This window comes from Arthrobacter sp. OAP107 (assembly GCF_040546765.1).
Classification (GTDB): Bacteria; Actinomycetota; Actinomycetes; order Actinomycetales; family Micrococcaceae; genus Arthrobacter.
Window position 1 is genome coordinate 3000974 of the sequence record NZ_JBEPOK010000001.1, and the last position, 18352, is coordinate 3019325.

Sequence of the window (18352 nt, forward strand, 5' to 3'; positions counted from 1 at the left end):
TCGGGATGTTTAGCTGACCAAAGGGTTTTTATTCGCCAACGGGTGCTTCGACGTCTCACCATTCCGTCATGTCCTCATCCAGCAGGGATGGCATGAACAGATATGAAAGATTGGCCTGGCGGCAGGTACCTTACTCCGGGACATCGCGGTGAAAATCCACAGCGTCATGTAGGCGACGTTGCAGGCAGCCATGAAAAGGCATCGATGGAAATCCCTCGAGCCAGGGAAGAAGGCGGTGAACTTCGTGGGCTACATGTACGACGGCGATACCTCCCCGTCGGGCACAGTAGTCCGTGTCAGATCGCTTATTAGCATCTGGCAGGAACATATCCCTTCAGATTGTGCACAAATCATGTCGCATATGGCCCGGGGCCACCATGAAGAAGTAGGCAAGCACCAGGAACCAAAAAGGAGGAGCGCGGTGAAGTACCAACGACTCATAAAAGAAGACCAAGTCCCATGCTTCTCGCGTCATGTCGCACTGGGACCGGCCGTCCATGAAGGGGCAACGAACGACAACAGGTCGATCAGCGAAGCAAGCGAGGAGACAGCCGGCCAGCAATGAAAAAGGCCCCCGAAGGGGCCCTTCACAACACAAAATGTCCACACTCAGAGGCCTATAAGCCCCTGAACAGGGAAAACACGTGCCCAAGGTGGGACTCGAACCAGCCGCTCCCCCTGAAAATCCGCCGCTCCCCCAAAAACCTCCCCAATTCGGCCCAGTCCGATGCCGATACAACCGAATCCGAAGCCCTAGGTGTGGACACTGTCCACACCTCTTTTGTGAGCATTTCTACTGCTCTGCCAAAAACGATGTGCAGCCGCCCTTCGCAGAGTAAGAGTCCCCGCTTCACCACGTGCCGTCGCTCCGACGTGTGGAACAGATTTTGAGCCGGAACGCGACGCACGACCTTGGCCGGGCATTGATGTATGGGGCAACCCGAGGAATGGGATTCAATGAACGTCATAGCGTTGCCACCTCCCTTCGACCATCTAGTCCGAAAATGAGGTGGGGCTGGTCTGGATGGTGGGCGGGGTTGAGTGACCGGTCTGCGCCACCGGGAATGAGCATCGTTGCTGGGTTATGCGACCGGGGTCAGGGTGACGGTGTAGCCGAGGGCCTCGAGTTGGCGGATATGGTTGCGTTTGCCGGTGTCGGGGTTGATGCGGCGGCTGAAGTGGTCGGGGCCGAGGTCGTGGAACCTGGCCTCGGGGTCATGCAGGAGGTGCCACACAATGACGAGGATGGAACGCCCGATGGCGACGATGGCGCGTTTCTTGCCTCGCCGTCTGGCGAGCCGCCGGTAGCGTTCGCCAAGGAAAGTACTGGTTCTGCCGGCGTTCACCGCGGCTTCTCCAAGGACCCTGGCCAAGTAGGGGTTGCCGTGCCCGGTGGAGCCGTTGCCCTTGTTCTTTCCGGCGGAGGAGTTGATGCCTGGGGAGAACTTTGCCCAGGAACACAGGTGGCCGGAGGTGGGGAACCGGCTTGTGTCGGCTCCGGTTTCGGCCAGGATGACCGCGGCAGCGACGGGGCCGATGCCCGGGATGTCATCCAGGCGCTCCGCCGCCGCGGCGAAAGGGGCCAGCTGCGCCTCGATCCGTTCGTCGACCGCGGCGATATCGGCGTCGATACCGTCGATCTTGGTCAGCATTCGTGCCAGCAGGAAGCTGTGGTGGTCATCAAAGTGGCCGGTGAAGGCCTCCTCAAGCTCGCTGATCTTCGCTCGCATGCGGGACCGCGCCATCTGAGCGAGCACTGCCGGGTTCCGTTCGCCGGCGATGAGAGCTGCCATCATCTCCCGCCCGGACACACCAAAAATGTCCGAGGCGACGACGGAGAGTTTGATGCAGGCGTCCTCGAGGAGTTTTTCGACCCGGTTCTTCTCCGCTGTCCGCGTTCCAACGAGATCGATCCGGTACCGGGTCAGGTCCCGCAGCCAGCGGATCGGGGCGGGTGGGACGAAACTGGGGCGCAGCATCTGCCGTTCGGCGACCTTGCACAGCCAGACAGCGTCGAGCACGTCGGTCTTGGGCCGGCCCGGCAGGTGTTTGACGTCGCGGGCATTGACCAGCCACGGATCGAGACCGTGCGCCTCAAGGAGATAGAACACCGGCTTCCAGTAGTCCGAGGTCGCTTCCATCACCACCCGCTCGATGCGGAGGTCGACCAGCCTGTTGGCCAGCTCCGCCAGTGACCGGCTCATGGTCGAATGAGTGGACACCTCCTGCAAGCGTCTTCGTGCGTTCCCCGGGCCGGGAATCCTCACGCAGCACACCAGCTCGGCCTTGCCGATGTCGATCGCGGCAACCCTGGGGATGATCTGTTCCTCGTCCTGAGATTCGGCCAACATGGCCTTCATCATCTCCTCACCAAACGCACGGCTAATTGCTGGACGGCCGCCCGTGGGGAACACCGGGGAAACGGAATCTAGTCCTCGTTCTTGGCAAGAGAAACAGTGAAGGGCCCATGGCGTGATCCCCAACGCCCGGCTCATGGACGGTCTCAACGAACCAAAGATGTACGGCGTCGGCAGGCGACCACAAGGACATTTTCAAACCGGAACGGGCGTCTAGTCCGAAAGACACAGTCGCTCATGGGGCATTTGGACGACACAGGACATGACCGCCCCCAACCCAACACGAAGCCTCCCAGCCATGATGTTTATGTCACCATTCGGTGACATACTGGAGACAACACAGGAGGATGCCATGACGTTGGAAACCAGCATCGACTCGCCAGCAGCAGCGGGCGCCATCATCCGCGCCCGCCGCACAGCCAAGGGGCTGTCCCAGCAAACCCTTGCCGACATGGCCGGAGTGTCACGGAAGTTCCTCATCGATCTGGAAGCCGGCCACGACCGCGCCGAACTCGGCAAAACCCTGGCCGTCATGGCCGCCCTCGGCCTGTCCCTGGCCGCCACAGATCCCATCCCGCACGGAAGCGACCACGACCCGGCACGGCGGGATTACGCGGCAACCTTCACCCGCCTCATCGCCGAACGGGATTTTGAGTTCGCCATCAAAATGCTCGCCGACTACGCCAACGCATCCCTCACCGCCGGCACCCCGCTGCTCCAGCGCAGCCCCCGCCTCAAAGACCCGCACTGGTCAGCGGCCCTCGCCGGAATCACCAACTACACCGCACACCGCCTCGGACAACCAGCGCCATCCTGGACACGACGGATCAAGCCCCTCGAGAAGGCATGGATGCCAGCAGAGTCCTACCGCACAATCCGCACACCCATGAAGGAACTCACCCGCACCGAGACCCCGCCGGAACTCGCCGCGTTGAACGTCTTCATCCGCGAACGTAGCCTGGCCACCGCATGACCGGCGGAGAACTCACCGCCGCACAAATCCGCGCCCTCCTCCACGAACTCGGCCGACGTCTGCAGGCCGCCGGCGCTCACGGCGACGTTAAACTCGTCGGCGGTGCTGCACTCATCCTCCAGGGCATCGGCAACCGCCCCACCGCCGACATCGACGCCAGCTACGCCGACCCACACACCATCCACACCGTTGTCGCCGACATGGCAGCGGACTACGACCTCGCGCCCGACCGGCTCAACACCAACGCCTCAGCCTTCGTCCCCGAGAACGCCACCTGGGTCGACATCGAACAGCTCGACGGACTCACCATTCAGGCCGCAGACACCGAAACGCTCCTGGCCATGAAAATCGCCGCCGAACGCGACAAAGACACCCTCGACATCGCCCGTCTCCTGCGCCGACTCAACATCACCAGCGCCGCCAACGCCGTCAACCTCGCATACGACAAATACGGCGAACACTCCATCCCACTCGCCACCGGACGCGACAACTACCTCATCGTCGTCGACGACGCCCTCGACGCAGCCACAACACTCGAAACCCCTCCCGAACCCAACGAATAGCCCGTTCTTAGGGACTGTCTGAACAGCGGTGAATCCCCCGCTATTCAGACAGTTCCGCAAAAGCGGGTGGGGCGTCATATCCCGTGGCCCCTGGGAGGAGTTTTGGGGCCGGGTGTGGCCCGTCGGACAGCCAGTCGTTGCTGATCTCGGTGGCCCTGGCGGCGTGCAGAACGAGCTGGGCTGCGCGGGCAGAACCGGAGATTTTTGCCTAAGCGAGGGCGGTTTCCCCGATAGTCTCAGTGTGCTCGAGAAGCGGCAACAGACGTGCAGAGGTGACGTTGCTGAGCTCACCGACGCACGGTACACCAGGCTGCTTGAACGCACGGTCTCATCGACTCCCTCTTCGCCTCCTCAACCATGTGCCAGACGGCGAGAGGATCATAGGCATGCCCCGTCTGGGCTCCCGTTTCCAGGGAACCCTTGCTGGTGATCATCCGCCCGAGGGACACATTCATGCGGACCGCGATCGCGACGGGCTTTTGGACTACCCATCTCAGGACGGTGGCCGCCGTCCTTCGGTAGGTTGGTTCGGTAAGCCGGCCACGGGTAACCGACTCATTGGAGAAGACGTGAAAGCGATTGTGTACGAAGAGACAGGTCCGTCCTCGGTGCTGAAGCTCCAGGACAAGCCGCTGGCTGATCCCGGCACGGGTGGGGTCCGGGTCCGGGTTGTCGTCTCCGGGGTGAACCCCACCGACTGGAAGTCCCGGGCAGGCGGAGGAGGAAGCACCACGCTGGAAGCACCAAAGGTCCCTAACCAGGACGGCGCCGGCGTGATCGACGAAATCGGCCCCGGAGTGACAGGACTCAGCATCGGAGACCGCGTCTGGCTCTGGGACGTCGCCTGGGGCAGCAATGAGGGCACCGCACAGGAATATGCCGTTGTACCGGCGGCCCAAGCCGTCCCGCTTCCGGACGCCGAGTCCTTCGACACGGCCGCATCCATCGGCATCCCCGCTTTGACCGCGCACCGGGCGCTGACGTCGAACGAGGACGGCCCTGCCAGGCTCTCCCCCGGCGCCCTGGCGGGACGAACGGTACTGGTCACCGGCGGCGCAGGCGCAGTGGGACACGCTGCCATTCAGCTCGCGGACTGGGCCGGAGCGACCGTCATCACCACAGTCAGCGGAGATCGGAAAGCCGAACTCGCACGCCTCGCCGGAGCCCATACAGTCATCAACTACCGCACCGACGACGTCGTCACCGCCGTCCGCCAGGCGGCCCCCGGCGGAGTGGACACCGTCGTCGACGTCAACGCCCCTGCCAACATCGAGACCGACGTGCACGTCCTCAAGCCAAACGGAACCATCGCCATCTATGCGGCGAATCCCGGTGAATCAGTGACGGTTCCCATCCGTGAAAGCATGACCAAGAACGTCCGGTACCAGTTCATCCTCACCTACACGGTCACCGACGAACAGAAACAGCACGCCGTGGCCGCCGTCTCCGAGGCGCTGAAGGACGGCGCGCTCCGGGTTGGCGAAGAACACGGCCTGCCACTGACCCGCTTCCCGCTCGAAGAAACCGCCGCGGCACACGACGCCGTGGAGCAGGGCACCATCGGAAAGGTGCTCATCGACGTCACACCATCATCCTGAAACTCCCCCATGGCCTCCCGACCCAGCGGATCGGGGCCGACCAGGGTCCGACCAGAACGAGCGGCAGTTCAAGCAAAGCCGGCGTTTTACACCAGTGACTTGCAACCTGCCGGGCCACGTCCTCAACACGACAGTTGACGGAATCACGGTTATCGGCTCTTTGACGAGGCGGGGAGAGCCGTTCAAAGGCGCGCCGATTAGTGCCATTCGTCGCGGATGCCGGACAAGTCAAAAATGGCCTCAAACAGTTCTCATACAAGGCCGGGCGGGCTTCAAAGGATCTAGTCCGCAGCAGCCGACGTTCGGTGCGTCGTAAGCCACCGACCTGACTAGGCGTTCGATGAGCTGCCGGGCAGCGGGGACCGGACCGGTGGTGCCCGGTCCCCGCCGTCAGGCAGTCCTACCGGCGGCCACGGACGCTCCGGTGGCTTTCCGGAATCGACAACGTGAGCGACCATCCACTGACTGCTTGGATCGTGTTGAATCCTCTGATCAGCTCTCGGCCGGTCCTAGCGACGTCTTGGCAGGAGGAATTGATGTGGCGCATCGACGCCGTATGCGTGCCGTCCTCGTCGACTGCCGCCCCGTACACGGTTGAGAGGGCGTTTCTTCGGAGGCCCCGCGAGGCCGCTAGTAGGCGAACTGCCACATGTAGCGGCGGCCGTCCAATGAGTATCCGCGCACTGCGGCATAGTGGGCGGCCAGGCGGAACGCGATGGTGTAGAAGACCAGCGGGGCAATGAAAGAGCGTTGGTTTTGGGGGATCCCTGGAAGCTCCAGGTCGCGGCTATCGATGACAAAGGTCTCCCCGCTGTACTTCTGGAGGAAGCGCTCAGCACGCTCACCCATGGGCCGCGTTTCGTCCTCACTTAGGTACAGGATGCTCCTCGTTTCCTTGTCGAAGACCTCGAACGGACCCTGGAAGAACTCGTTCGCATTGATGGTCGCAGCATGCATCCACTGCATTTCCTGAAGGAAGCAGCTCGTAAACGTGCTTCCCATGCCTTGCAGAGAACCTGAAGCAATGAGGTAGGTGACGGGAACGTCCTTCATGTTTTCCGCGATCTTGGCCGCGAAGGGTTCAAATGCCCGGACGGCCGTCTCGGCGGCGGCAGGAAGAGCGGCAAGTGCCGAAAGTTCTTCGCTCACGTCTTGGCCCTCACGCTGCAAAATGGCAAGAACCACGAGCTGCAGCAGGAGCTGGTTGCCGTCCCCGGTCTCTGCGACGAAGGCGGTGCTGACAGCGTTGGCCAGGTCGCCTTCGGCATTCAGTGTCACTGCTGCCACAGCCGCGCCCCGCTCCTGAGCCCAAGAGGCTGCCCGAACAGTTTCCGGTGTCGTGCCAGCCGCGGACAGGGCGACGACGAGTGCGCCCGGTCCAACGCCCGGAGACGCCCGGTAGTAGAACTCGTCGGAGTTTACGGAGGTCACAGGGGTTCTCCCCCGCCTGTCGAGGAGGTACTGCGCAGCGTTCAATCCGGAGAGGGAGCCTCCGGCTCCGACGAGATACACGCGGTTGAGTTCGGGGATCCCCGCTACATAGGATTCGATTTCGGGCCAGAGGGTGAGGGCATGTTCCCGGGAGCCGCTTAGGTTGCCGGGGATTTCCTGGACAGGTTGTACTCCGATAAAGGTGCCGTCGGTCATGTGATTCCTTACTTTTCCTGATTCGATGAATGGGCATTCGCCCAGGCGCGCTGAGTCGTCAGCAGGTTGTGCTTGCGCCGATTCCGGAGGCGATGGGTACGCCGTGGCCGAAGGCGCCAAATTGGGTGCAAGTCTGTGCGGCTGCAGTTGCCGCTTCGGCCAGGAACTGGCTCGGGTCTTCATCCCGGAGTAGGCCGACCAGGACCCGCGCACAGAACGTGTCACCGGCGCCGAGGGTATCGATAACGCCGTCCGCGCGGTGCGCCCGGCTCTTCCAACGGCGTCGTCCGCCATTGCTGAGTACCGCTCCCTCGGTTCCGCGGGTGACCAGTGTCCAGGTCGCGCCGGACCCTTCGCCCTGCTCAAGGAGAGATTCGAATGCGGCGTCGTCCAGCCCGCCGGCGGACAGGACGATAAGATAGCACAAACGGCCGACATGGCGGATGTGCTCTGCGTTATGGCGGGTTCCGAAGTCGTACGAGAGCCGGGTTTCTGCCGCAAACGCTGGGATCCACGCGTCGAGCTGACTGCTGGCTCCCACATGGATGGCGTCGAACCCTTTGAGTCGTGCCAGGTCCTCCGAGGACGGGGTGAACACGGACACTCCCAAGTCGGAGGAGACAAAGACCCTGTCGCCGTGGGCATCATGGGCAATGACACAGTGTGCCGTGGAACCCGGGACGCGCCGCAGACCGGACGTGTCCACTCCCTCATCGTGGAGAGCTGCACTAATGGCGTCTCCCGCGGCGTCAGCCGCTATTTGACCCAGGTAGGCCGAGGACGCTCCGAAGCGGGCGGCGAAGACGGAAACATTGAGAGTGTTCCCCCCCGGGAACATCGTGCCCATTTCCCGATAGCAATCGACTACATTGTCGCCGGCGGTCGCGATGTGAGGCTGGGTCATCAGAGCACCTCGGAGAGGAAGCGCTGCAGGCGTTCGCTGCGTGGGTTGTCGAACAGTTGTGCCGGGGTGCCGGTTTCGACGACTTCGCCCTCGTCCATGAAGACCACCTGGTCCGCGACCTTGCGGGCGAAGCCCATCTCGTGCGTGACCACCAGCATGGTCATGCCGCGTTTGCCGAGTCCGGCCATGAGGTTCAGGACGCCCTTGACCAGTTCCGGGTCCAGGGCGCTGGTGGCTTCGTCGAACAGCATGACTTCCGGTTCCATGGCCAGGGCGCGGGCGATGGCCACGCGCTGCTGCTGGCCGCCGGACAGGTCGCGGGGCCGGTGGTCGGCCCGCTCGGCCAGTCCTACTTCGGCGAGGCCGCGGCGGGCACGTTCCCTGGCCTCGGCCTTGGGCATGCCCTTGACGCTCCACAGGGCCAGCGCCACGTTTTCCAGGGCTGTGTGGTCCGGGAAGAGGTTGAAGTGCTGGAAGACCATGCCGATCCTGGCGCGCAGGATGTCGGGCTTGACCTGGAGGGCGCTTTCACCGGCCAGCATCACGTCGCCGCTCTTGGGTTCATGGAGCCGGTTGACGCCGCGCAGCAGCGTGGACTTGCCCGAGCCTGAGGGCCCGATGATGCAGGTGGTGGTGCCCGGGGCGACGGTGAGGCTGACGTTGCGCAGGACCTCGATGTCCCCGTAGGCCATGGTCAGGTTCTTAAGTTCCAGGCTGGAGCCGTGGAACGTGTGGTTTTCCGCGGCGGTATTGGCGGTGTTGCTTGCGAGGCTCATGTGTTGCTCCCGGTGATCAGCGGCGAGGCCGCGTCGAGTTCGGTGACTTCCCTCAGACCGCTGGTGGGCGGGGTGGGCCGGCGGCGGCCGGTGCGGAAGCGGCTGTCGAAGTAGTTGACCAGGTGGGTCAGGGGCACGGTGATGACGAGGTAGAAGATGCCTGCCATGACCAGGGGCGAGAGGTTTCCGGAGAGCACGGCGGCGTCCTGGCCTACGCGGAAGAGTTCGCGTTCGCTGACCAGCAGGCCCAGGAAGTAGACCAGGGAGGAGTCCTTGACGATGGCGATGAACTGGTTCACCAGGGCAGGCAGGACGCGGCGGACGCCCTGCGGCACGACCACGAGCCGCATGGATTTGGCGTAGCTCATGCCCAGGGCCCGGCAGGCTTCACCCTGGCCCTTGTCGACGCTTTGGATGCCGGCGCGGAAGATTTCGCCGATATAGGCGCTGGCGATCAGGCTCAGCGCAATGATCCCCAGCGGGTACGGGGAGGGTCCGAAGATTGACTGGCTGAACCGGGCGAAGCCCTGCCCGATCAGCAGGATGGTCAGGATGGCCGGAAGGCCGCGGAACAGGTCGGTGTAGATCCGGGCCGGAACCCGCAGCCACTTGGATGGGGAGATGCCCATGACCGCCACCACCATGCCCAGCGCGACGCCGATGATGGTGGCGGCAACGGAAATGATCAGGGTGTTGAGAAGGCCAACCCCGAGGAGTTGGGGCAGGACTTCGGCCATAGCGCCGAAATCAAAGAAGGTACGGATGATGGTGTTGAGCCAGTCCATGGTTGCTCTCAGACGTAGTTAGCTGGTAGGAAGCCCGGCCGGGTGGATTTGTGATGCCGGGCGGGCCGCGGCATGTACGCGGCCCTCCCGGCAGTTATCCGGTACTGAACCGGGTCCGGCTGCCGCTTACTTGCTTGCGGTCGGGGCCGGGGTTGCGGTCTGCTCGGCCTTGGGCAGGTACTGCTCAGGCATCGGCGAACCGGGGAACCACTTCTGGTAGAGCTTCTTCCAGGTGCCGTCCTCCATTGCCTCGGCCAGGCCCTTGTTCAGGGCTTCCTTGAAGGCGGGCTTGTCCTTGGCGACGGCGAACCCCGCGGGGGCGTCAAAGGAAGGGATGTCAGCGGCACTGACCAGGCCGTGCTGCTTCTCGTAGGCCTTGGCTGATTCGTAGTCCAGGAAGTGGGCGTCGGCGGTGCCACTGTTTACCGCGGCGATCGCGGAGTTGTTGTCCGGGAAGCGCACCAGGTTGGCCGAGGGGAAGTTCTTCATGGCATACGCTTCTTGGAGCGTCCCCTGCACTACGCCCAGGCGCTTGCCTGCCAGACCGTCGACGTTCTTGATGCCCGAGGTCTTGGTGGTGATGACTGTCAGGTAGCCGGCGAGGTAGCCGTCGGAGAAGTCCACGGTTTCCTTGCGCTTGTCCGTAATCCCGATCGCGGCCACGCCGACGTCGAACTGGCCGTTGGCGACGGCGGGAAGAATGGCGGAGAAGTCCTGGCCGGTGAAGACTATTTTGTCTACGCCGGCGCGGTGGGCCACATCCTTGAACAGTTCGACATCGAAACCGGTGAAATTGCCCTGCGCGTCCGCGAACGTATAGGGCTTAAGGTCCCCCACACTGGCAACACGTACTGTGCCCTTTTCTATCAGGCCGTAGGGATTCTCCTGCACCGACGAGGAAGACGCAGGAGCACCGCCGCACGCCGACAGCAGGCCCACAGCCAATGCGGCAGAGGCCGCCACCGCACCAAAGCGAAACGTCCGGGAAAAAGGGATACGCATTCCGTTCCAATCTGTAAAGGGGTTACTAGCTCACCATTGAGCTGAGAGCGTTATCAGGTCCTGTGTAACGTACATCTCTTTCTTGGAATGCGTCAAGAGGTCTTTTCCCACTTCCGCAAAGCCAGTTGGCGCGTGATTCCAACGGTGCGTACGCGATTTGCAGACGCAATTACTGGTTCCAAAGCGCTGGCGAGGAGCGTGACAGGAGGCTGGACAATCTGAGAGCGTTCTCATAAAATGAGAATGGCGCCGCTACTAGTGGCCGGTAAGCTACTGACGTGCGGTCTGGGCCGAGGACTTCCTGGCCCGGCCGCAAAACCAGCCACGGAAAGAAACAATGCCCACTTCCCCGAAAATCACCATCACCCAGGTCGCAGCTGAAGCCGGGGTCAGCACAGCCACTGCGGGGCGGGTTCTCGGCAACTATGGTTACACCAGCGACGACGTGGCGGCGAAGGTACGAGCTGCAGCCCGGAAACTCGGCTACAAACCCAACTCGCTTGCCCGCAGTCTGGCGACCGGCAAGAGCCACACCATAGGAGTAGTGGCTGCCGACATCGACAACGCCTTCTACGCCAGAGTCCTGCGTGGCATCGGCGACGTTGCAAGATCACGCGGATTCGGCGTGATCCTGACCAATAGCGATGAAGACCTTGAGCGCGAAAGAGAAGCAGTACAACTCCTGCTCGAAAAACGCGTAGATGGGCTCATCGTGGCCCCCTGTGATGTTCAAGGCTCCGCGCACCTCCACAGCCTCATAGCCGGGGGATGCCCCGCAGTCCAGATTGACCGGGCGGCATACGACCTGGCAGCCGACTCGGTAACCGTCGACAACAGGGGATCCGCCCGGGAGGCGGTCAACCACCTGCTGAAGGCAGGCCATCGCCGAATAGCGATCATCGCCGAGCTCGAACAACGTCACAGTGGGAGCCTGGAGGAATTTGTGCGGCAGGCTTCCCACTTCTCAGTCAGTGGCGAAACGCTCTATCCGAGCTGGCAACGGCTGCAGGGATACCTTGACGCCCACAGAGATTTCGGCATACCCGTCGACCCAAACCTTATTCGGCGCGCGGGATCCTACTCCTCCGAGGCCGCACGCCAAGAAGCCACACTCCTGCTCCAGTCCCCGGAACGACCAACCGCACTATTCACCGGCGATGGCACCATGTCCGTTGGAGCAATGCAGGCAATAGCCGACTCAAACGTCCAGATTCCGGACCAGCTCTCCCTCATCTGCTTCGACGACCTCGACTGGATGACGTTCACCCGGCCGGGCATAACTACAATCCACCAACCCGTACACCGGATCGGCTCCATGGCCGCAGAACTTCTCCTTGCCCGGATCGCAGGCGACACTTCCGTCCCGAAACACAACGTCCTGGAAGCCAGACTCCAAGTCCGCGGTTCGGTGGCTCCGCCTAAGAGCTAACGCGCGCGGCACCACAGCACGGCGAGCCCATCGACCAGGGCACATAGCAGTCGGATCAGCTGTGGGCCTCGGCCGCACGGCGCGTCCCCACCGAGCCCCGCCGGACCAGTGTCGCGGTGAACCTGGGGGTGGGGGCCAAGGGAGGCAGGCCTTCGATCTTGCGGATCAACGCCTTTGCCGCGGCCACGCCCATGTTATACACGGGCTGGGCGATGACTGTCAGCGGTGGAGTGGTCAGGCGCGTCCAGGCGAGGTCGTCGTACATGAGGAACGAGACGTCTGCCGGGATGGTGAGGCCCAGTTCCTGGATCACTTCGACGATGCTGAGGGCGATGAGCCCGTCGGAAGCGATGATGGCGGTGGCAGGGTCCGCCGCGCGGAGCACCTCACGGGTAACGCGGCGGATGGACTCTTCATCGCCGGCGTTCAGGCGAACGAGGTCTTCCGGGAAGGGAAAGCCGCCCTCCTGGAATGCCTGCTGCATGCCGTCGAGGCGGTCGGCGATCTGCGACGAATCCAGCAGCATGCCGAGCCGGTAGGGGGATTCGGTCCTGATGGTAGAGATGAAGGCGATTCTGCGGTGTCCGGCCTGGAGCAGGTACCGCGTGGACTCGTGGGAGATGTCGGCCATGTTGACTGCCATCGTTTGCACGTCCATCTGTCCGGCCTTCCGGTCCAGCAGCACCAGGGGTCGGCCGGAATCCTGAACGCGTTGCAAATGCTCCGTCTCCACCGACGACGCCGGCGCGACGATCAGGCCGTCGACCCTCTTATCGAGCAGTACGCGGACAGCATCCACTTCAGCCGCTGTGTTCTCGTCCGTGTTGACCAGAATGACGTTGAACCCGCTCTTCTTGGCGGTGTCCGTGATTCCCCTGGTGGCGAGGCCAAAATGCGGGTTTTCGATGTCCCCCACCACAACGCCAATGGTGTGTGATTTTCCGGTGTTCATACTGCGGGCCAGTTCGTTCGGGCGGTAGGACAGCTCCTCGGCGGCGGCCAGGACACGCTCGCGGACGTCGTCGCTGACGGCGCCGTAATTGCCCAGCGCGCGGGCGGCCTGGGCCTTGGAGACCTGCGCGGCCTTGGCGACATCTGCGACCGTGACGTCCCGCCGCCTCGAACTGGTGCTGCTCATGCGCTGCCTTTCAGAAGGGCCTTGACGGCCTTTGTGGCCTGGGTTACATTTTTAGCAACCCCAATGTGAGTCCGGTCTCAATCGTACAGGCTGAGACCGGACTCAACAAGGGATTTCGGACCCCGGGCCAGAGGCGGCCTGCTCAACGATTGGAATGATGAAGTGATCAAACGAAAGAACATGCGCCCCGGGGTGGCCGTCGCGGCGGCTGTTGCAGCACTCGTGGCATTGTCGGGCTGTGGCGGCGCTCCCGCGTCCTCGTCCACGCAGGACAACCCCTATGGGCTGATCCAGCCGGGCACCATCCGGGTTGCGAGCCTGGGGGATGCCAAGCCGTACACCTTCGCCGATGCGCAGGGCAATTTCACCGGCTTCGACGTCGAACTGTTCAAGGACGTTGCCCACCGCGCCGGCGTGGACAACGTGGTCTTCACCGGCCAGGACTTCTCCGGGCTGCTCTCCGCCGTGGCCAACGGCCAGTTCGACGTGGGCGTGGCCGCCATTGGCATCACGGACAAGCGCAAGGAAACTGTTGACTTCTCCGACGGCTACCTCGCAGGCTACCTGACAGTCATTACCACCAAAACCTCGGGCATCAGGGACGTCGCCGGCCTCAACGGAAAGCGACTGGGCGTGGTCCAGGGAACTCTGCAGGAAGCCTATGCAGTGAAGAACTTCACCTCGGCGAACCTGGTGCGCTTCCCGGACAATAACACCGCCATCGCCGCGGTGAACAGTGGCGCGGTGGATGCGCACTTCCTGGACTATGAGGCGGCCAAGGCCTATGAGAAGCAGCACGGCCTGGTCAGCGCCGCGGACATTCCGTCCTTCGATGCCCCGGCTGGCTTCGCAGTAGCCAAGGGCAAGACAGCCTTCAAGGAGGCCCTGAACAAGGGCCTGGCCGCAGCGATGGCGGACGGAACCTGGAAGAAGCTCTACCAGAAGTGGTTCCCAGGCTCCCCGATGCCCAAGCAGTACCTTCCCAAGGCCGAGCAGACGGCAAGCCCGACGCCGAGCAAGTAAAGCCACCCGGCCTGCGGCCGGGCGGACCACCCACCGGCGGTCCGTTCGGCCGTCCACCAGCTAACTACGTCTGAGAGCAACCATGGACTGGCTCAACACCATCATCCGTACCTTTTTCGATTTCGGCGCTATGGCCGAAGTCCTGCCCCAACTCCTTGGGGTTGGCCTTCTCAACACCCTGATCATTTCCGTTGCCGCCACCATCATCGGCGTCGCGCTGGGCATGGTGGTGGCGGTCATGGGCATCTCCCCATCCAAGTGGCTGCGGGTTCCGGCCCGGATCTACACCGACCTGTTCCGCGGCCTTCCGGCCATCCTCACCATCCTGCTGATCGGGCAGGGCTTCGCCCGGTTCAGCCAGTCAATCTTCGGACCCTCCCCGTACCCGCTGGGGATCATTGCGCTGAGCCTGATCGCCAGCGCCTATATCGGCGAAATCTTCCGCGCCGGCATCCAAAGCGTCGACAAGGGCCAGGGCGAAGCGTGCCGGGCCCTGGGCATGAGCTACGCCAAATCCATGCGGCTCGTGGTGGTCCCGCAGGGCGTCCGCCGCGTCCTGCCTGCCCTGGTCAATCAGTTCATCGCCATCGTCAAGGACTCCTCCCTGGTCTACTTCCTGGGCCTGCTGGTCAGCGAACGCGAACTCTTCCGCGTAGGCCAGGACGCCGCCGTGCTCTCCGGAAACCTCTCGCCCCTGGTCATGGCAGGCATCTTCTACCTCGTCATCACCGTGCCCCTGACCCACCTGGTCAACTACTTCGACAGCCGCTTCCGCACCGGCCGCCGCCGGCCCACCCCGCCCACGTCCGGTCTGAAGGAAGTCACCGAACTCGACGCGGCCTCGCCGCTGATCACCGGGAGCAACACATGAGCCTCGCAAGCAACACCGCCAATACCGCCGCGGAAAACCATACGTTCCACGGATCCAGCCTGGAACTGAAGAACCTGACCATGGCCTACGGGGACATCGAGGTCCTGCGCAACGTCAGCCTCACCGTCGCCCCGGGCACCACCACCTGCATCATCGGGCCCTCAGGCTCGGGCAAGTCCACCCTGCTGCGCGGCATCAACCGGCTCCATGAACCCAAGAGCGGCGACGTGCTGCTGGCCGGCGAAAGCGCCCTCCAGGTCAAGCCCGACATCCTGCGCGCCAGGATCGGCATGGTCTTCCAGCACTTCAACCTCTTCCCGGACCACACAGCCCTGGAAAACGTGGCGCTTGCGCTCTGGAGCGTCAAGGGCATGCCCAAGGCCGAGGCCAGGGAACGTGCCCGCCGCGGCCTCGCCGAAGTAGGACTGGCCGAGCGGGCCGACCACCGGCCCCGCGACCTGTCCGGCGGCCAGCAGCAGCGCGTGGCCATCGCCCGCGCCCTGGCCATGGAACCGGAAGTCATGCTGTTCGACGAAGCCACCAGCGCCCTGGACCCGGAACTGGTCAAGGGCGTCCTGAACCTCATGGCAGGACTCGGCAAACGCGGCATGACCATGCTGGTGGTCACGCACGAGATGGGCTTCGCCCGCAAGGTCGCGGACCAGGTGGTCTTCATGGACGAGGGCGAAGTGGTGGAAGCCGGCACCCCGGCACAACTGTTCGACAACCCACGCAGCGAACGCCTGCAGCGCTTCCTCTCGGAGGTGCTGTGATGCTGAACGGCACTGCGGCACCCATCCGGACCGCCGTCGTCGGCTTCGGAATCTCCGGCAAGGTCTTCCACACGCCGCTGATCGCGGCGGATCCGCGCTACTCGCTGGATGTGATCGTGACGGCGGATCCCGCCCGGGCCGCCGAGGCGGCCAGGCTCCACCCGCAGGCGCGCATCGTTCCCACGCCGGAGGCGATGTTCGCGCAGGCCGGGGACCTGGACCTGGTCATCCTGGGCACCCCGCCACACACCCACTTCGACCTTGCGGCAGCAGCCATTGCACACGGCCTCCATGTGGTGGTGGACAAGCCCTTCGTTCCGACCTCAGCCCAGGGGGAGGAACTGATCGCACTGGCGTCCGAGGCCGGGGTGCAGCTCACTGTGTTCCAGAACCGCCGGTGGGACGCCGACTTCCTGACTTTGCAGAAGCTGCTTCGGCAGCGGGCCCTGGGTGAGGTGCGCACCTTCGAATCACGGTTCGAATGGTGGCGGCCGGAGGGCTTCGGCAACTGGCGCGACACCGTCTCCCCCGCCCAGGGCGGCGGGATCCTCCACGACCTCGGCGCGCACCTTATCGACCAGGCCATTCAGCTGTTCGGCCCCGTCGAACGGAGCTACGGCGAGACGGCCAACCGTGGCCACGACCCGGAGACCGCAGACACAGAGGCCTTCGTGTCCCTGCTTCACGGGACCGGAGTCCGCAGCAGACTGTGGATGAACGGCATGGCAGCCCAGGTGGGCCCCCGCTTCCACGTCCTGGGCTCGGACGCTGGGTACACGAAGTGGGGCCTGGACAGCCAGGAACCCGCCCTCGCCGCCGGCATGACACCATCGGATCCCGCCTACGGCATCGACACCCAGGAGTCTTGGGGGCTTCTGGGAGTCGACGGCGCCAGCGCCCCCGTTCCTGCCGCTCAGGGAGCCTATCCCCGGTTCTATACGGAACTCGCTGCAGCCCTCCACGGGCAGGGACCCGTTCCTGTTGACCCGGTCCAGTCGCTGCAGGTCCTCAGGATCATCGAAAACATCCACACCTTCGCCTAGCCGGCACGCATCCTTCCAAGCAAACAAGCAGCAAACGCAGCCACAAACACTTAAGAAAGGGAGAACTCATGTCCTCCACAGCTGAAGCCAAGCGCGTCGCCGTCATCGGCGGCGGCATCCTCGGCGTCTCCACCGCCGTTCACCTGCTCCGCGAAGGCGCATCCGTGATCCTGCTGACCGAACGCGGCCTCGCCAGCGAAGCCACCGGCCGTTCCCTCTCCTGGCTCAACTCCGCCGGCGAACGCTCCACGCCCTACCACCAGCTCCGCCTCGCCGGTGTGGACCGGTACCGCACCCTCTTCGCGGCCGACCCCAGCAGGGAGTGGCTGCAGTTCGGCGGCGGGCTCATGTGGAACCCCGCAGGACAGCGGGAGGCCACCGAGGCACGCCACGCCTACGAGAAATCCATCGGCTACGACTCCAAGCTGCTCGAGCCGGCCGACATCGAATCCGCCACTCCCGGCATAGATGCAAACGCCGTACCGGAGAGCGCCATCTTCAACCCCGGTGAAGGCTGGGTCAGCCTTCCGGCCCTGGTGGACTTCCTCATGGAGGAATTCCACGCGCGCGGCGGTGAGCTCGTCCTCAACGCCGGCAAAGCGTCCGTCATGGTTCACGGCGGACGTGCCACCGGCGTCGAGACGGCCGCAGGCGGGACCTACGAGGCGGACGCCGTGCTGGTGGCCTGCGGAGCCGCAACACCCTCCGTCGTGTCCCCACTTGGCGTGGACATCCCCAACGGCTCCCCCGTCTCAATGCTGGTGCTGACCAAGCCGGTGGAGCACGACGTGAAGGCCGTGATGAACACGCCGCGGGCCGCCGTGCGACCCAACCCCGGCAGTACCTTTGCCCTGGACCACGACTGGTACGAGGAACACATCACCGAGCATGCCGACGGCTCGTTCAGCATCCCCGATGGTGTCGTCCAGGAACTGGCCGACGAAGCATCCAAGCTCATCGCCGGCAACCCCGAACTCAAGCCCGCCTCCTGGAAAATTGGCTACAAGCCCATTCCCGGCGACGGCGAACCCGTCCTCGGCGAGCTCGGCCAGGTCCCCGGCTGCTTCGTCGCCTTCACCCACTCCGGGGCCACCCTCGGGCTCATCGCCGGCGAGCTTCTCTCCGGAGAGATCATGACCGGCAAGAAGCACCCCATGCTGGCCACCTTCCGTCCGGGGCGCTTCTCCTAGACGGTCTGCAGGCGGCAGGACCCCAAGAATCGGCCCTGCCGCCTGCTTTGCCTCGCCGTGCCTTGCTGCCAGCGGCGCATGAGCCCCTTTTACGTCAGGCCCATGGCGGTGGTGTTGGAATCGGCTGCCTGGTCCCCCGCCCCTGACCCGAAACGTGACCTCCTTCTTGGGAGGGGCGGGGGCTGCGCCCCGTCCCTTTAGGGTTGTTGGCGCGGCTGGCCAGGCATGGGCGGCAGGGACAAGGCCGGGAAGGTCGTTCATGTCTTTGAACACGGTCGTT

16 protein-coding genes are annotated in these 18352 nt (G+C 63.9%); 9 read left to right on the top strand and 7 right to left on the bottom strand.

Going from position 1 to position 18352, the window contains the following annotated elements; genetic code table 11:
* Nucleotides 1-1082: 1082 nt before the first annotated feature.
* Nucleotides 1083-2351: an IS110 family RNA-guided transposase gene (locus ABIE00_RS13870; protein ID WP_354261149.1), complete on the bottom strand. Its 1269-nt coding sequence runs from the start codon at nt 2349-2351 to the stop codon at nt 1083-1085.
* A gap of 358 nt (nt 2352-2709) precedes the next feature.
* On the opposite strand from ABIE00_RS13870, the gene ABIE00_RS13875 reads away from it, so the two are divergent.
* From ABIE00_RS13875 to ABIE00_RS13885, 3 genes are all read left to right on the top strand, one after another.
* Nucleotides 2710-3330 (top strand): helix-turn-helix domain-containing protein, encoded by a 621-nt coding sequence (locus ABIE00_RS13875; protein ID WP_354261151.1) that lies wholly within the window; start codon nt 2710-2712, stop codon nt 3328-3330.
* Nucleotides 3327-3893 carry a DUF6036 family nucleotidyltransferase gene (locus ABIE00_RS13880; RefSeq protein WP_354261153.1) on the top strand — a complete coding sequence of 189 codons (567 nt, stop codon included), beginning with the start codon at nt 3327-3329 and terminating at the stop codon, nt 3891-3893. Before ABIE00_RS13875 ends, ABIE00_RS13880 begins: the two co-directional genes overlap by 4 nt.
* Before the next feature lie 569 nt (nt 3894-4462).
* Nucleotides 4463-5491, top strand: coding sequence for an NADPH:quinone reductase (locus ABIE00_RS13885; protein ID WP_354261154.1), 1029 nt, complete (start codon nt 4463-4465; stop codon nt 5489-5491).
* Between the two features lie 630 nt (nt 5492-6121).
* On the opposite strand, the gene ABIE00_RS13890 is transcribed toward ABIE00_RS13885, so the two are convergent.
* The 5 genes from ABIE00_RS13890 to ABIE00_RS13910 form a co-directional block, all read right to left on the bottom strand.
* A complete protein-coding gene (locus ABIE00_RS13890; protein ID WP_354261156.1) occupies nt 6122-7138 on the bottom strand; it encodes an SIS domain-containing protein in 1017 nt (338 codons plus the stop codon).
* Nucleotides 7139-7196: 58 nt separating this feature from the next.
* Complete coding sequence (locus ABIE00_RS13895; protein ID WP_354261158.1) at nt 7197-8042, bottom strand: PfkB family carbohydrate kinase; 846 nt, start codon at nt 8040-8042, stop codon at nt 7197-7199.
* The gene (locus tag ABIE00_RS13900; RefSeq protein ID WP_354261160.1) at nt 8042-8818 is read right to left on the bottom strand and encodes an amino acid ABC transporter ATP-binding protein; all 777 of its coding nucleotides are present in this window, start codon (nt 8816-8818) and stop codon (nt 8042-8044) included. The genes ABIE00_RS13895 and ABIE00_RS13900 overlap by 1 nt, the downstream gene beginning before the upstream one ends.
* Nucleotides 8815-9603: an amino acid ABC transporter permease gene (locus ABIE00_RS13905; protein ID WP_354261162.1), complete on the bottom strand. Its 789-nt coding sequence runs from the start codon at nt 9601-9603 to the stop codon at nt 8815-8817. Before ABIE00_RS13905 ends, ABIE00_RS13900 begins: the two co-directional genes overlap by 4 nt.
* A gap of 126 nt (nt 9604-9729) precedes the next feature.
* Nucleotides 9730-10605, bottom strand: coding sequence for an ABC transporter substrate-binding protein (locus ABIE00_RS13910; RefSeq protein ID WP_354261164.1), 876 nt, complete (start codon nt 10603-10605; stop codon nt 9730-9732).
* Between the two features lie 337 nt (nt 10606-10942).
* Here ABIE00_RS13910 and ABIE00_RS13915 point away from each other — a divergent pair, with 337 nt between their 5' ends.
* Nucleotides 10943-12034, top strand: a complete 1092-nt coding sequence (locus ABIE00_RS13915) for a LacI family DNA-binding transcriptional regulator (protein ID WP_354261166.1) — start codon at nt 10943-10945, stop codon at nt 12032-12034.
* Between the two features lie 55 nt (nt 12035-12089).
* Here ABIE00_RS13915 and ABIE00_RS13920 read toward each other — a convergent pair whose 3' ends face one another.
* Nucleotides 12090-13172: a LacI family DNA-binding transcriptional regulator gene (locus tag ABIE00_RS13920; protein ID WP_354261168.1), complete on the bottom strand. Its 1083-nt coding sequence runs from the start codon at nt 13170-13172 to the stop codon at nt 12090-12092.
* Nucleotides 13173-13352: 180 nt separating this feature from the next.
* Here ABIE00_RS13920 and ABIE00_RS13925 point away from each other — a divergent pair, with 180 nt between their 5' ends.
* The 5 genes from ABIE00_RS13925 to ABIE00_RS13945 all read left to right on the top strand — a co-directional run bounded on the left by ABIE00_RS13925 (nt 13353) and on the right by ABIE00_RS13945 (nt 18072).
* Nucleotides 13353-14195 (top strand): ABC transporter substrate-binding protein, encoded by an 843-nt coding sequence (locus tag ABIE00_RS13925; RefSeq protein ID WP_354263361.1) that lies wholly within the window; start codon nt 13353-13355, stop codon nt 14193-14195.
* An 82-nt stretch (nt 14196-14277) separates the two neighbouring features.
* Nucleotides 14278-15066 carry an amino acid ABC transporter permease gene (locus ABIE00_RS13930; protein ID WP_354261170.1) on the top strand — a complete coding sequence of 263 codons (789 nt, stop codon included), beginning with the start codon at nt 14278-14280 and terminating at the stop codon, nt 15064-15066.
* Nucleotides 15063-15839, top strand: a complete 777-nt coding sequence (locus tag ABIE00_RS13935) for an amino acid ABC transporter ATP-binding protein (RefSeq protein WP_354261172.1) — start codon at nt 15063-15065, stop codon at nt 15837-15839. The genes ABIE00_RS13930 and ABIE00_RS13935 overlap by 4 nt, the downstream gene beginning before the upstream one ends.
* Complete coding sequence (locus ABIE00_RS13940) at nt 15839-16882, top strand: Gfo/Idh/MocA family protein (RefSeq protein WP_354261174.1); 1044 nt, start codon at nt 15839-15841, stop codon at nt 16880-16882. Before ABIE00_RS13935 ends, ABIE00_RS13940 begins: the two co-directional genes overlap by 1 nt.
* 68 nt (nt 16883-16950) lie before the next feature.
* Nucleotides 16951-18072, top strand: coding sequence for an NAD(P)/FAD-dependent oxidoreductase (locus ABIE00_RS13945; protein ID WP_354261176.1), 1122 nt, complete (start codon nt 16951-16953; stop codon nt 18070-18072).
* The last annotated feature ends 280 nt before the right edge of the window (nt 18073-18352 follow it).